This window comes from Sphingobacterium sp. T2, assembly GCF_000814685.1.
In the GTDB taxonomy this organism is placed as follows: Bacteria; Bacteroidota; Bacteroidia; order Sphingobacteriales; family Sphingobacteriaceae; genus Sphingobacterium; species Sphingobacterium thermophilum.
On record NZ_JXAC01000151.1, the window covers coordinates 1 to 15145 of the forward strand.

Here is a 15145-nt window from a genome sequence, read left to right on the forward strand (position 1 = left end):
TCTGCTCGATATAAACAGATTTGTCCTCAATGAGGACAAATCCTTTATACGAGCAGAAGGGATGATTTTGCTTTAGAGTCTTTGTTGGACTTTTGTCACGAAGGACCGGAAAAGGCGGAAGTTGAGTCGGTAGAAATAGAAGAAACTTCTGAGCTGAAAGGTTTTACGAACTTTGAAGTCATCAAACGCATTAAATAATTCTTTATTATAGTGTCTGGAATAAGGAAATTTGTAGGAGATACTGTCATTTATGGTCTCACTACCGTTATCTCGCGGGTGTTAAACTTTCTTTTAACCCCTCTTTTGTCAAAAAGTTTGAGCCTACCGTTTACGGTATCTTTACCAATCTATATGCTTATGCGGCCCTCATCAATGCAGTGCTGGCTTTCGGCATGGAAACCACTTATTTCAGATTTTTGCAGCGTGTAAAGCCTGAAGAAAAGGAAAAGGTTTTCAACAACAGTTTTATTGTAACCATTTTTGCTAGTGCCGTTTTTGTGCTGAGTATGTTTGTCTTTGCACATCCTATAGCCACCTATTTGGGAGGTAGTCACAGTGATGTGCAGCAATACGAGGACTACGTCAAGCTCTTTGCAGTCATTCTTAGTGCCGACGCACTGGCTGTGGTTCCCTTTGCTAAGCTACGTGCTCAGCAGCGGCCGATACGCTATGGAGTAGTCAAGATTGTTAACATTCTAGTTTTGATATTTTGTAATCTCCTGCTGTTGTATTGGCTTCCCGTTATGGAAGAAAGGTTTCCTTCATTACAGGGGTTGACACAGGGCTGGTATCAGCCAGATTGGTTGGGAAATGTGTTCATCTCTAACTTGATAGCCAGCATGGTGACACTTGTTCTTCTCGCTCCACAGATCGCTACTTTTAAGTTTGCCATTGACAAAACTTTGATAAGACAGATGATAGGCTACAGCTTTCCTATCTTGGTGGCCAACATTTCGTTTATTATCAACGAACACCTTGATAAGATGATGTTTCCGCGTTTGGTGCCAACTGCAGAGGGGGCGCGGGATTTAGGAATATATGGTGCGGTAGCCAAGATCGCCGTATTTTTGAACTTGTTTATTACGGCATTTCGCTTGGGAGCCGAACCTTTCTTTTTCTCTTATGCCAAAAATGAGAACTCGGGGAAAGTGTATGCAAAGATTATGGATTACTTTATTGTAGCCATGGTATTAGTCATGGTGGGGCTATGTGCCAACATAGAATGGCTCAAATATTTTATCAAAGGAGGAGAGTTTCAGAAAGATATTTATTGGTCGGGCTTGTATATCGTTCCTATATTACTTTTAAATAATGTGCTGCTAGGCATATATATGAACCTTTCTATATGGTATAAGCTTTCTGATCAGACCAAGTACGGTCTTTATATCTCGTCGGTTGGAGCGATGATTACCATTGTGCTGAACATTCTTTTCATACCGAAGTTCTCCTATTTGGGGGCGGCATTATCTACTACTGTGACCTATTGCGTGATGGTAGCGATGTCTTACTTCTTGGGACAGAAGCATTATCCTATTCCGTATGATGTGCAAAAGAATGTGAGCTATATTGCCGTGGCTGTAGGCGTGTCAGCTATAATGTTTTATGTGTTTGATAAAAATTTATGGCTGTGCAATCTTTTATTTGTATTAATGTTGGGCGGTGTTGCTTATTCGGAGAGGAAATTTATACTATCGTTGATGGCTAGACGTAAATAGCAGGATAAAGGCAATGACCGTCTTTGTTAGACAGCCATTGCTGAGAAGTTATAATTAATTTCTTCTAAAGTTTCGAGGATTTCGTCCAAGGATGACAAAGCAACAAGCTTGACGCGGTATTCCTTAAAGTTAGGAATTCCTTTGAAGTAGTTGGCGTAATGTCTACGCATCTCGAAGATGCCTGTCTTCTCGCCTTTCCATTCTATAGATTTGAGCAGGTGGGTCTTACATACGTCCACCCTTTCGGCTATAGTAGGTCCCGGAAGTTTTTCTCCGGTTTTGAAATAGTGTTTTATCTCTCTGAAGATCCAAGGATAGCCTATGGCAGCACGTCCAATCATGATGCCGTCTACTTCGAACTCTTGACGCCAGGCGGCCGCGCGCTCAACGGAGTCCACATCTCCGTTGCCGAAGATAGGGATTTTAATGCGAGGGTTGCGTTTTACCTCACGTATCAAAGTCCAGTCTGCTTCACCTTTGTAGAGTTGTGCCCGGGTACGGCCGTGGATGGAAAGGGCTTTAATACCCACATCTTGGAGTCTTTCGGCCACTTCATATATGTTTTTACTGTTGTCGTCCCAGCCTAAACGGGTTTTGACAGTAACAGGCAGATGGGTAGCTTCTACTACCGCCTTGGTCATGGCTACCATTTTATCTATATCCTGTAGTAGGGAAGAGCCGGCACCTTTACAGACTACCTTCTTTACGGGACAGCCATAGTTGATATCTATCAGGTCAGGATTTACTTGTGTACAGATTTCTGCGGACCGGCGCATATTGTCTATATCACCTCCGAAAATCTGAATCCCTATAGGTCTTTCGTATTCGAAGATGTCCAGCTTTTGCAGGGACTTGGCAGCATCACGAATCAATCCCTCTGAGGAGATAAATTCGGTATACATGAGATCCGCTCCATTCTGTTTGCATACATAACGAAAAGGAGGATCACTAACATCTTCCATCGGTGCTAAAAGTAATGGAAATTCCCCTAAATCCAGTTTGTCGCCTATCTTCACTGCCATAACGGTACAAAAGTACGTAAATCTTGCCGTATAATTGGTAATAAAGCGGTTAATGCCTTCAAATTACGACAATTGACGGACAAAATCTTGGATAGCAGATGCTGGATCTTCCGTTTTCATGAAGTTTTCTCCGATAAGAAATCCTTGAAAACCTTTATCTTTCAACTCTTTGATCGTGTGTGGATTAGAGATACCACTTTCCGATACTTTAATATATGTATTCGGAATACGATCGACCAATTTGTAGGAGTGGTCCAAGGATACGATAAAGTCTTTTAGGTTTCTGTTGTTGACGCCTATAGCGTCAATTTCCGGAAAAATGTTGTCATTTAGCTCTTGTTCGTTGTGCACTTCAAGTAGAACGTTTAATCCTAACGTTTTGGCGTAGGCAGCAAAGTCTTGGACCTGTTGTGGGGAGAGGCATGCGGCTATGAGTAAGATGATGTCTGCTCCATAAGCTTTGGCTTCCGTAATCTGGTATTTGTCGACAATAAATTCTTTGCGTAATAGAGGTATTTCTAACACTTTACGTGCTTCGCTCAAATCTTGCAATGACCCTTGGAAGAAGTCGTGGTCAGTGAGTACGGATACTGCCGAAGCTCCTGCGGCTTGGTAGCCTGCTACCACCTCTTGTACCTTCACCTTGCCGTTGATCAATCCTTTGGAAGGTGATGCTCTTTTGTATTCGGCAATGATGCCCGTACGCTGAGGATGTAAGACAGACTCACGCAATGAATAGCAGTGACGACCAAATAAAGGCATTTGTTGTAATTCAGCCTCTGTCACGCGAGCTTTTGCAGCAGATACTTCTTCTTTTTTACGTTCAACTATTTTATCAAGGATGGTCATGTGTTTTTTTTTTACTTTAACCAGTTAGCAATCAATATTTTGCCGTTGTCTGTAAGTACGGACTCCGGATGGAACTGTAGGCCTCGCACGTCGTATTGAGTGTGTGATAAAGCCATGATGACGCCGTTTTCGTCTTCAGCTGTAACTTTGAGACAGCTAGGAAGGCTTTCCTTTTCTACCGCCCAAGAGTGATAGCGTCCTATTTTGGAAGTTTCCGGAAAATTTTGGAAGAGTTTTTCTTCCTTGTCGACGATGGAAATTCCCGTTGCTACGCCATGTAAAGGTTTGGGAAGGTTGAAGAGCTTGCCCCCGAATACTTCGGCAATAGCCTGTTGTCCCAGACAAATTCCCAAGATGCTCTTTGTCGGTGCGTAGTTGCGTATTACGTCCATCAGAAGACCTGCCTCTTCCGGTATACCGGGACCTGGCGACAAGAGGATTTATCGAACTGCTCCACATATTCCAGTTCAAACTTGTCATTACGAACCACGACATACTCTTCATGGAGCTCCTGAAGCAGGTGTACAAGGTTATAGGTGAAAGAATCGTAGTTGTCAATTACTAATATTTTAGTTTTCATGAATATATTTTCTTATTTCTTCAATTATAGGGTTTGAGCCAATTCTAAGGCACGGCGTAAGGCTGCAATTTTGTTGTTTACCTCTTGCAGTTCTTTTTCCGGATCGGAGTCCAGCACTATTCCTGCTCCAGCCTGATAGTGTAAAATATTCTTTTTGCTTAAGAACGAACGTATCATGATGGCGTGGTTGAAATCCCCTTGGAATCCCATGAATCCTATAGCTCCGGAGTAGAAGGAACGCTGCAACCCTTCATAACGATCGATTAACGTAATAGCCATGTGTTTTGGGGCTCCGGAAAGGGTGCCGGCAGGGAATGTGTCGCCCACAATATCGAATGGGTTCGCGTTGTCGTTCAGCTTACCTGTTACTTTGGAAACAAGATGAATGATATGGGAGTAATATTGTGCTTCCTTGTAGGACTTGACCTGCACGTGGTGGCAGTGACGGCTCAGGTCGTTGCGTGCCAAATCAACCAGCATGACGTGTTCGGAAGATTCTTTTGGGTCGTTTTTCAGTGATTCGGCAATCTTTTCGTCTTCGTCAAGATTTCCTGTGCGTTTGAAGGTTCCGGCAATAGGATAGATGGTTGCTTCCCCTTTTTTAATGGTAATCTGCGCTTCTGGAGAGGAGCCAAACAAGCGGAAATCTCCATAAGTCAAAATAGAAAAGGATAAGGGGAAGGGTTAGATAGAGCGTAAAGCACGGTAAACATTGAATTCATCTCCAGCAAAAGGAGTTGAAAAGGCACGTGAAGGTACGATTTGGAACACGTCTCCTCTTTGGATGTGGGTTTTCATCTTTCTCACCAGCTCACGGAATTCTTCATCCGTCATATTCGAAGACTCTTGACCCTTGATTTCAAAACTGTATTCCGGAAAATTTTTGTTCTGGATGAGATATTGGATACGCTCCAGATCGGACAATTCTTGGTCTAACAAATTCTCGAAGATATAGAGCTGGTTCCTGAAGTGGTCAATAGCAATGACATATTTGTAAATATGATACTGCATAAAAGGAATATGTCTTGCTGGATTTGGAGAGGCTGTCAAGGTGATGTCTTCAAAATGCTGTACGGTGTCAAAGGTGAAGTAACCGAACAGCCCGTTTGAAATGACATTGATGTCGGCAATAGTTTCGGTAGAAAATTGCTTACGGAATGTAGAAACTTCTTCCCGAAGGTTTATTTCCGATGCCTTTTTCACTATTTTCTGTTCTCCAGGATAGCGGATAGTTAACTCCTCGTCCGTAAGTTGTATGCCGGCGATAGGCTGGCAGCATATATAACTGATGTTGTTGTCGCGGCTATGATATTCCGAACTCTCTAAAAGAAGGCTGTTCGGAAAAGTATCTCTTAACCTAAGATAGATACTAACAGGTGTTGTCGTGTCTGCAAGGATCTTTTTATAGTTTGTTTTGAATGTATATTTCATAATTATTCTTATTTCACAAGTTTAACAAAAAAAAAGCCCGATGAATTTACATCGGGCTCTGATGGTTTTGGTTGATTTTAGAATATTTTTATTAACGAATACCAATATTGAACGCTACCCGATGCAAGATTGCTCAGGCCACCACCAATATTTGTATGTTAACGTCGTTTGCATATGTGTTACAAATATTATAATAAAATTGAAAATGTCAAATAAAAAAACACAAAAAAATAAAAAATTAATTAAATCTTTTAATAAGTCCGGTCTTCTTTCTTTGGTTCGCAGCAGCTGTTGTTCGTCTCTCCAAGCGTTAATTTTTGCTTCATCGCCACTTAAAAGCACATCCGGAACACGATGGCCGCGCCATTCAGCAGGTCTTGTGTAAATAGGGGCATCCAAAAGTCCATCTTGGAAGGAATCCGACAAGGCAGAGGTTTCGTCAGACAGTACGCCTGGGATTAGACGCACCACAGCATCCACCAATACTGCGGCAGGCAGTTCTCCACCGGACAACACGTAGTCGCCTATAGATATTTCCTTGGTGACATATATGTCACGGATACGTTGGTCTATGCCTTTATAGTGTCCGCAAAGAATAATGAAATTCTCTTTGGTGGATAGGTCATTAGCTATTTGTTGGTTTAGCGTGACGCCGTCCGGAGTCATGAAGATAATATCATCGTAAGTACGTTCACTCTGTAATTTCTCTATGCAAAGGGCAAAGGGTTCAATCTGCATTACCATGCCCGAACCTCCCCCGTACGGATAATCGTCTACCGACTTATGTTTGTTATTGGCATTAATCCCGCAGGTTATCGCACATGAATTTCTGCTAGTCCCTTTTTTTGGGCTCTCTGAAGGATGGAATGAGCGAAAGGACTTTCCAGCAGTGAAGGCAAAACAGTAATGATATCAAATCTCATGTTACAAAGATAGAAACATTGTTGTTATTAATTTTTTTCTTTATTTATTGGAGAAAAAGAAGCGCTTATTCTTTTTAAAAATTTTTTATGACACATAATAAACCAAATTTTATTTGGTTGTTGGGCTGACTTATCAAATAAATACTTAATTATTGGGATTTTTATACTGCAATTAGGTTTCTGCTAACTTCTTTTTAATTAAATATATTTTTTGTTGAAAAACTTGTAATAACAACTTCTAAATTATACATTTGCTATCCGTTTGTTAAAAATTGTTAAAACAAGCGTCTTCTACTACCCACTTATACTACTCTAAATTATCGAAAAGCTTATTTCGTACGCATTTCATTGTCAGTGCATTAGCTTTAGTTGCTCATGCTATCGGAAATTGTGTATGCAATTTTTAAGGGTGTAAAAATATTTTTTTTAAACAATTAATAAACACATGAAACAAAAATTACTCAGTTTATTTTTTGTGCTGACATGCTTAGTCGGTGTGTCTTTCGCACAAAATCGTCAAGTGAGTGGTAAAGTAACATCAGCACAAGATGGAAACCCTATAGGTGGTGTTTCTATTTCTGTTGTTGGAGCGGCTATTGCTACTCAAACGGACGCTTCCGGAAACTACAAGATTTCGGCTCCGGAGAATGCAACATTAAACTTTTCGTACGTAGGTTATGCTTCACAGCGTGTGGCTATAGCCGGTAAGAGTGTTGTAAACGTACAATTAACTCCTGAAGACAATATTTTGGAAGAAGTTGTTGTTACAGGATATGGTGTACGTCAGATTAAAGATTTGACTGGTTCTCAAGGTTCAGTAAACGGAGAGAAGCTAGCTAAAGAACCTATCTTGAGTTTTGAGCAAGCGCTTTCGGGTAAAGTTGCCGGTGTTCAAATCGGTTCTTCTGGTGGTACTTTGGGAGACGGTGTTTCAGTACGTATCCGTGGTATCAACTCTATTTCTTCCAGTTCGTTACCATTATATGTGATCGACGGTGTTCCTATGAATGCTGTTGAAAATACAAACGTTTTCAATTCAGGAAACGGTACTCGTTTCAACCCAATGTCATTAATCAACAGTAATGATATTGAATCGGTAGAAGTGTTGAAAGATGCAAGTGCTGCCGTATTGTACGGTTCAAGAGCAGCCAACGGGGTTATCCTTATCAATACTAAACGTGGTAAAAAAGGATTTACTAGTATTTCTTTTGATTCGAAGACTACGTTTAGCCAAGCTGCTAAAACTTGGGACATGTTGAATGCTGAGGATTTTATCAAAATCAGCAACGAAAAATTATTGAACGCTTCATCTAAATTTACCGGTGTCACAGAGATTGCTAAAGAAAGTGATGTAGATGGTGACGGTAAGTATGACCGTACCAACTGGATTGAAGAGATTTTCAGAACAGGTGTTGGTTATGACAACTCTTGTTTCTTTATCCGGTGGTCAAGACAAAGCTAACTACTATGCTTCGGCTCGTTATTTAGATCAAAAAGGTATCTTGGTAAACAATGACCTTAAAATGGGTCAAGTGCGTTTGAATACAGATATCCGCCCTGTAAAATGGCTTAAATCAGGTATTTCTGTTTCATACACTAAAACTCAAAACAATGGGGTGCTGACAGACCGTTATGTGAATGGTTTAACAGTTTCTGCTGCTCAGGCATTCCCTACAATGGCTAAATACAATCCAAACCATACTACAGGTTATAACCTAGGTAGCACTGGTTACTTAACTTATGGAAATAACGTGCCATCTGTAAATGGTACTAACGTAGTTGGCGCCAACATCGCCCACCCATTGGCAGCTTCAGGGTTGCAAAAGAACCAAAACACTCCTGAACAGTTGTTGGGTAACATCTATGCAGAAATCCAACCTATTACAGGTTTGAAATTCACTACTAAATACGGTATTGATTATTTAAATAACTACGAACACCAATACAGCCATCCATTAATCGGTGGTTTGGGTTCTTCATACAATGGTATGGTACAGGATAATATTCGTTACCGTAACCAATGGGTATGGCAAAACTATTTGTCTTACGATAAATCCTTCAACAAACACCGTGTATCAGCTACTTTAGGATCTGAATCTCAGTTTACTAAAGAAAAACAAATTTATGCCGGTGCTAATGATTTCAGTGATACATTCTATACTGATATTATCGACGGAACTTATACAGGTGCTATTCCGGGAACTGAAGATGTAATGCTTTGGTCTGGTGGTACAGTATTCTCTAACGGTTTACAATCATACTTCGGCCGTTTAGGATATGTATATGACAACAAATATATGGTAGAGGCAGCCTTCCGTTCGGATGCGTTCTCAGCTTTCGGTGAAAACTCTAAATGGGGTCATTTCCCATCCGTATCTGCAGGTTGGGTGGCTTCTGAAGAAGGTTTCTTCAAAGAAAACATCGATTTCATCAACTACTTAAAACTTAGAGCTAGCTACGGTACAGTAGGTAACTCAAGAGGTATTTCATCGTACGCTTCAAGAACATTGTACGGTGGTGGTGCCTACACTACATTAAACGGTTTCTCTGCATCGCAAGTAGGTAATAGCGACTTGAAATGGGAAACTTCTCAAAAACTTGATGTGGGTGTAGACTTCAATATGTTAAACAACCGCTTGAAATTTGTTGTTGACTATTACCACAATAACATTTCAGGTTTAGTGCTTCAAGCTAACCCTCCTGCAACTGTAGGTGTACCTGGAGGAACAATCTATACTAACATCGGTTCGATGAGAAATAGTGGTGTTGAGTTCACAGTGAATGCCGAAACAATGAAAAGAGGTGACTTCACTTGGACTACTTCATTCAACTTTACTACTGTAGGCAACAAAGTTACAGCCCTTGTTACAGAGAACGCTGATATCGTGGATAGCTATTCCGTAGCTAGTGTAGGTAAACGTCTTGGCACTTACAAATTGACAAGATGGGCTGGCGTCAACCCAGACAATGGAAACCCAATGTGGTATGGTGCTAACGGCGAAATCAAAGAAAAAGATCTTACTACTCAAACTTGGTATGTTGACGGTCAAAAATCATCAACAGGTTTAGTAGGTGATGACGCTGTATATCTTGATGAATCTGGATTACCAAAATACTACGGTGGTTTGGATAACAACTTTACTTACAAAAATATTGATTTCGGCTTCTCATTAGTGTACACAGGTGGTTACCACATCTACAACGCTACAAGAGCAAGTTTGATGTCAAACTACTTTGTAAACAACAGCACCGAAATTCTTGACAGATGGACCACTCCTGGACAAATCACTGACGTTCCTAAATTGTATTTGACAGAATCTACTGCAACGCAGTCTTCAACTAGATTCTTGGAAAAAGGTGATTTCTTAAGAATGCGTACTATAAGCTTAGGTTATACGTTCAAAGACCTTTCTAAATACGGTATCAGTAACCTAAGAGTTTACGGTCAAGTATATAACGCATTCGTGATTACTGGCTATAAAGGTCAAGACCCTGAGGTTAACTACACTCGTAACAATACAAATATTGGTATCAGTGTTGACAACAGATCAGTACCTCAACCAAGAACGTACACATTAGGGTTAAATATCTCATTAAGATAATAGGAAATAAACTATGAAAAAATTCAATATATTATTAGCGACAGCTTTATTATCCACTGCTTCATTCGTGGGGTGTGAAAAACAAGTTTTCGAAGAACCATATTCTTCGTTGTCGCCAGCAGATGTCTTTTCTACACCGGAACGTATAGACAAAGCCGCTGTAGGTATGTACGATGCATTGCAAAATGCGGAGTGGTTCGGTGGCCGCGTGTTGATCTATGCCGATATCCGTGGTATAGACTGTGGTGTGCCTTCTTATTTTGGGGATCTTCCAAGATTCAACGACCTTACATCACGTAACGGTACTGTAAGCTCTGCATGGACTGCAGCTTACAGAACTATCAACGAAGCAAACTTATTCCTTAAGAACTTAGCCGCGAATCCGGGGGTTGCAAAACCTGAAAATGAGAAAAAAATATGTTGCTGAAGCAAAATTCATCAGAGCGCTGAATTACTTCTATGCGGTGAATCTATGGGCACAGCCATATAAATTCACACCAGATGCTTCTCACTTAGGAGTGCCTCTAGTGTTGACAGCTTCGGACGCTCCTTTTGCACCAGAAAACCAAGTGGCTCGTAATACCGTAAAAGAGGTTTACGATCAGATTATCAAAGATTTGACAGAAGCTGCTCAAGATTTGCCTGTAGCTCCAGAGACTCGTTCTATCAACTCTGTAGGTAGAGCAACACAAGGTGCTGCTCAAGCATTGTTGGCGCGTGTATACCTTTATATGCAAGATTATAACAAGGCTTTAGAGTACGCAAACAAGGTTATTGCTTCTAATAAATATGCCTTGAACGAAACTCCAGAAGTAACGTTTAGAGAGTATACTACGTTGGAAAGCATCTTCTCTGTAGCACATAATGGTGGTGATAATCCTAACACAAATAACGCCTTAGGTCAACATTATGCTCCAGAAAAACGTGCCGACATCGCTATCAGTCCGGAATACGTTAACTTGATGGAAGCAACAGATTTAAGAAGAAAAAATCTGATTGTTGAGGATGATCAATTGTTCTACACTCGTAAATATACTGGTGTTCAAGACTGGGCTCCAGTATTAAGATACAGTGAAGTATTGTTGATTAAGGCTGAAGCTTTAGCAAACCTAGCTTCTAGCGTGTCACAAGAAGCTTTGGATTTAGTAAATACAGTTAGAGAACGTTCTAATGCTACTCCGGTTACAGCGACATCTAAAGCTGAGTTAATTGAAAAAATATTAACTGAACGTCGTATCGAGTTAGCATTTGAAGGTCATGGAATTTTTGAATTCTTGAGAACAGGAAGAAATATTCCGGCTCACGCAACAGTGAATGAACAACCTTTCGGTTCAGACTATGTTGTATTGCCAATTCCGTTTACGGATATTCAAAGAAACCCTAACCTTCAACAAAACAAAGGATACTAATAGAATCTATTTTATATTCTATTTACTAAAGGTCTTGGAGGAAATCCAAGACCTTTTTTTGTTGTTAAAATATAACTACGCACACTTGTAGAGTTAGAAGTTATCACTCTTTATCTATCGTATTAATATTGGCTATTGTGTTTAGTATTAATATTTTATTTTTTATTAAAGGACTTCCAGACTCGGAATTAAAGGACTTCCAGACTCGGAAGTCTTTTTTGTTGGGGGCGGTTTATGTAAAAAAGCATGTTGAGATTCAATAATAAAACATAGGTGCAAAAATATAGAAATATTTTTTATGTTTGCAGGACGAAAAATTATGGAAAGACTTTTTCGAATTTAACTACTAATTAAATGTTTATTTAAAACTCAGCGATTATGAGACAAAATTTACTAAGCTTTATTGTGTTAGTAGCTAGCCTTATTGGTATAGCTTTTGGACAGAGTAGAGTGGTCAGTGGTAAAATCACTGATGTTAATGGAGTTCCATTATCCAGTGTTATTGTGACTTCTGAAGCCACTTCATCAGCAACTCAGTCTGATAATTATGGTAATTTCCAGATTTCGGTAGCTCCCGGTAGCCAGATTTCTTTTAGACTCATCGGATATGAAGAGCAAAAGATTCGCTACAATGGCGAAGCTTCTCTAAATGTAAAAATGGTGGAAACGTCCATCGGTTTAGAAGAAGTTATCGTGACCGCATATGGTACACAAAACAAGGAGGCTATTACCGGTGCAGTAGCAAGTGTTTCGGCCAAAGACATTGAAAAGCGTCCTGTGTCTTCGGTAACTGCAGTATTAGAGGGAGCAGCACCTGGTCTTCAGGTTAACAACTCTTATGGGGAGCCTGGATCCAGCCCTAATATCCGAATTCGCGGTTATGGATCTATCAATGGATCTTCAGCTCCTGTTTATGTAGTAGATGGTGTTGTATTTGGTGGAAATATCTCTGATATAAACCCAAATGATGTGGAGTCCGTTTCTGTATTGAAGGATGCTACATCTGCTAGTTTGTATGGTAGCCGTGCGGCCAATGGTGTGATTGTAATCACCACTAAGAAAGGTAAAGCTGGCAGTTCAAACCTTAACCTAAATGTTAATTTAGGTTCTTTTTCAAGAGGAATAGCAGAGTACGACAAAGTGGATGCAAGAGACTTTATGGAGGCTGCGTGGCAGGGTTATAGAAATCAGCTAAAATCAGCTAATCCTTCATGGTCTCTTGAAAAAGCAAGTGAAGAGGCTACTAAAGGATTGATAGATAATGTGCTTAAGACTAATATCTTTAATCTAGAGCCTGCAGAGCTGTTTTCTGCTGATGGAAAGCTTAATCCAAATGCCTACATTAAAGGTGATTATGCAAGCGACCTTGACTGGTTCAAGCCTATCTCGCGCAATGGTCTTCGTCAAGACTATACAGTAAGCGGAAGAGGAGGAAATGAAAAATCTACTTATTATTTTTCTACAAACTACTTAAATGAACAAGGGTATATTGTTACGTCCGATTTTAACCGTCTTTCAGGTCGTCTAAGTGGTGAAATTACGCCTAAATCTTGGATCAAAGCCGGTATGTCCGTAAATGCTTCTCATCAAAAAGCCAACAACACTACTGGAGAGGGATCAGGATTTACCAACCCTTGGATGTTCGCAAGAAATATTGCTCCTATATATCCTATCTACAAACACGATCCTATTACAGGAAATTATGTGTTGGATAGCGAAGGCAAAAAGATCTTCGACGATGGCGCTTCTTCCCGATTACAATATGTAGGACGTCACGTAATCTGGGAAAACAGCCTTAACCAAGATTTGATAAAACGTAATACTGTTAACACACAGGCGCATGTTGACTTTAAGTTCTTGAACAACTTTACGTTTTCAGTGCTAGGAGATCTGAACTTACGTTATAACGAGGAGCGTACGTACAACAACGCGCTTATCGGTGATGGAGCAGGTAACAATGGTCGTGCTTCTCGTACTATTTACAATTATAAAAATTATACAGGTCAACAAATTCTTAATTATGCTAACACATTTAATGCGGTGCATAACGTGGATTTGATGGCTGGTCATGAAAATTATGGTAATATATATACCTATCTATATGGTTATAAGACTAACGAAAGTTTTGCGGGTCAGAACCATTTGGTCAACTTTACCAGCATCACAAGTTTGACAGATTACGAGCAGAACGACAAGTCCGAAAGTTATTTCGGTCGTGCCCGTTACAATTTCGCAGAGAAATATTTTGCTGAAGCTTCTTTAAGACGTGATGGTACTTCGCGTGTGGCTAAGGCACATAGATGGGCTAACTTCTGGAGTTTGGGCGCTACCTGGATGATCTCTAAAGAGAAATTTATGGAAAATCTAGGATGGCTAAACTCACTAAAGCTGCGTGCAGCAACAGGTGTGGTAGGTAGCTTAGGAAGTTTAGGCTTCTATGACTACTTAGACCTATATGCAATGGGACAAAACAACAACATGTCGGCTTTATACCGCTCTAATATCGGTAACCCAGATCTGAAATGGGAAGGCAGCCAATCATCGTCAGTAGCTTTGGAAGGACGCGCGTTCGACCGTTTGAATTTCTCTTTTGAATATTTCGACAGGCGCTCAAAAGATTTGTTATTTAATGTTAACCTCCCTCTTTCTGTAGGGGTAGTGAGCAATACTTCCAGCTCGGCAACCGTAAAGAAAAATATTGGTGATTTGGTGAACAGAGGTCTAGAAATTTCTATAGATGGCGATATTATCCGTCATTCAGATTTTACTTGGAACCTCGGGGTTAACGCTACGTTGATTAAGAATAAGATTATTAACCTTCCTGAAGAAAATAAAGAAAATGGTATTATTTCTTCTCCATTTAAATATATGGAAGGTCATAATGTGTATGAATATTATTTACGTCAATACGCGGGTGTGGATATGTTAACAGGTCAAGCATTGTACTATGCTGATACTGAAGCATATGACCCTACAGCGACAGATCAGGCTTGGTATGAATTCCAAGAAGAAATCAATGGAGTTATCTATACCCGAAATGCCAGCTATGCTAAGCAAGAGTTTAGTGGTTCAGGTATGCCTAAAGTCATGGGAAGTATTAACACTAACCTTTCCTATAAAAACTGGAGCTTATCAGGATTGTTTACCTATTCTATAGGAGGCAAAGGATTGGACTATTCGTATATCGATCTTATGTCGTTCGGAGGAACTCCTTCAGCACTTCATGTAGATATCACCAAATCATGGAGAGAAGCACCAGCAGGTATGACGGCTACTTCTTCAGACCGAATCAATCCAAATGCCATTCCTCAAATCCACTTTACCAACTCGCAGTACAACAATGCGACATCAACACGCTTCTTGTTTAACAACTCATATTTCGTTATCAAAAACATTGCTTTAGGCTATAGACTTCCTTACACTTATATAAATAAGCTAGGGCTTTCGAGAGTAAATATTTTGTTGACCGGAGAAAATCTAGCTACATTTTCGGCATAGAAAAGGATACTAGCCCACTAGCGAAACCTTTGGTGGATACATAGTACTAAAATTCAATTTGTTCCTTACCGAATAGTATTCGATTTGTTAAGTGTTGGATTTTAATCTTGAAAACA

At 40.1% G+C, this 15145-nt stretch carries 9 protein-coding genes and 3 pseudogenes; 7 read left to right on the forward strand and 5 right to left on the reverse strand.

Features of this window, described 5'->3' with window-relative positions; genetic code table 11:
- Positions 1–81: 81 nt before the first annotated feature.
- Both SD31_RS21320 and SD31_RS10105 read left to right on the forward strand, forming a co-directional pair.
- Complete coding sequence (locus tag SD31_RS21320; RefSeq protein ID WP_410528255.1) at positions 82–198, forward strand: acylphosphatase; 117 nt, start codon at positions 82–84, stop codon at positions 196–198.
- Between the two features lie 179 nt (positions 199–377).
- Positions 378–1715 (forward strand): polysaccharide biosynthesis C-terminal domain-containing protein, encoded by a 1338-nt coding sequence (locus SD31_RS10105; RefSeq protein ID WP_231561439.1) that lies wholly within the window; start codon positions 378–380, stop codon positions 1713–1715.
- Positions 1716–1741: 26 nt separating this feature from the next.
- Here the strand turns inward: SD31_RS10105 and dusB are convergent, their stop codons facing one another.
- From dusB to trmD, 5 genes and pseudogenes are all read right to left on the reverse strand, one after another.
- The gene (gene dusB, locus SD31_RS10110) at positions 1742–2737 is read right to left on the reverse strand and encodes a tRNA dihydrouridine synthase DusB (RefSeq protein WP_039054033.1); all 996 of its coding nucleotides are present in this window, start codon (positions 2735–2737) and stop codon (positions 1742–1744) included.
- A gap of 63 nt (positions 2738–2800) precedes the next feature.
- Positions 2801–3586 carry an indole-3-glycerol phosphate synthase TrpC gene (gene trpC, locus SD31_RS10115; protein WP_039054034.1) on the reverse strand — a complete coding sequence of 262 codons (786 nt, stop codon included), beginning with the start codon at positions 3584–3586 and terminating at the stop codon, positions 2801–2803.
- An 11-nt stretch (positions 3587–3597) separates the two neighbouring features.
- Positions 3598–4166, reverse strand: a pseudogene (locus tag SD31_RS10120) (anthranilate synthase component II).
- A gap of 24 nt (positions 4167–4190) precedes the next feature.
- Positions 4191–5597: pseudogene (locus tag SD31_RS10125) on the reverse strand (anthranilate synthase component I family protein).
- A 246-nt stretch (positions 5598–5843) separates the two neighbouring features.
- Positions 5844–6520 (reverse strand): annotated as a pseudogene (gene trmD, locus SD31_RS10130) (tRNA (guanosine(37)-N1)-methyltransferase TrmD); the annotation flags it as partial.
- Between the two features lie 445 nt (positions 6521–6965).
- Between trmD and SD31_RS10135 the strand changes: the two are divergent.
- The 5 genes from SD31_RS10135 (at position 6966) to SD31_RS10155 (ending at position 15029) form a co-directional block, all read left to right on the forward strand.
- On the forward strand, positions 6966–7982 hold the full coding sequence (locus SD31_RS10135; RefSeq protein ID WP_039054035.1) for a TonB-dependent receptor plug domain-containing protein: 1017 nt from the start codon (positions 6966–6968) through the stop codon (positions 7980–7982).
- The gene (locus SD31_RS10140) at positions 7909–10122 is read left to right on the forward strand and encodes a SusC/RagA family TonB-linked outer membrane protein (RefSeq protein WP_197053658.1); all 2214 of its coding nucleotides are present in this window, start codon (positions 7909–7911) and stop codon (positions 10120–10122) included. The genes SD31_RS10135 and SD31_RS10140 overlap by 74 nt, the downstream gene beginning before the upstream one ends.
- 13 nt (positions 10123–10135) lie before the next feature.
- Complete coding sequence (locus tag SD31_RS10145; protein WP_039054037.1) at positions 10136–10549, forward strand: hypothetical protein; 414 nt, start codon at positions 10136–10138, stop codon at positions 10547–10549.
- Positions 10527–11531: a RagB/SusD family nutrient uptake outer membrane protein gene (locus SD31_RS10150; protein WP_039054038.1), complete on the forward strand. Its 1005-nt coding sequence runs from the start codon at positions 10527–10529 to the stop codon at positions 11529–11531. The genes SD31_RS10145 and SD31_RS10150 overlap by 23 nt, the downstream gene beginning before the upstream one ends.
- A 378-nt stretch (positions 11532–11909) precedes the next feature.
- Positions 11910–15029 carry a SusC/RagA family TonB-linked outer membrane protein gene (locus SD31_RS10155; RefSeq protein WP_039054041.1) on the forward strand — a complete coding sequence of 1040 codons (3120 nt, stop codon included), beginning with the start codon at positions 11910–11912 and terminating at the stop codon, positions 15027–15029.
- Positions 15030–15145 lie beyond the last annotated feature (116 nt).

Excerpts from the sequence above, each read along its gene's own strand:
- dusB (WP_039054033.1), bottom strand. The coding sequence starts at position 2,737 with ATGGCAGTGAAGATAGGCGACAAACTGGATTTAGGGGAATTTCCATTA.
- trpC (WP_039054034.1), bottom strand. The coding sequence starts at position 3,586 with ATGACCATCCTTGATAAAATAGTTGAACGTAAAAAAGAAGAAGTATCT.
- SD31_RS10135 (WP_039054035.1), top strand. The coding sequence starts at position 6,966 with ATGAAACAAAAATTACTCAGTTTATTTTTTGTGCTGACATGCTTAGTC.
- SD31_RS10145 (WP_039054037.1), top strand. The coding sequence starts at position 10,136 with ATGAAAAAATTCAATATATTATTAGCGACAGCTTTATTATCCACTGCT.
- SD31_RS10150 (WP_039054038.1), top strand. The coding sequence starts at position 10,527 with ATGAGAAAAAAATATGTTGCTGAAGCAAAATTCATCAGAGCGCTGAAT.
- SD31_RS10155 (WP_039054041.1), top strand. The coding sequence starts at position 11,910 with ATGAGACAAAATTTACTAAGCTTTATTGTGTTAGTAGCTAGCCTTATT.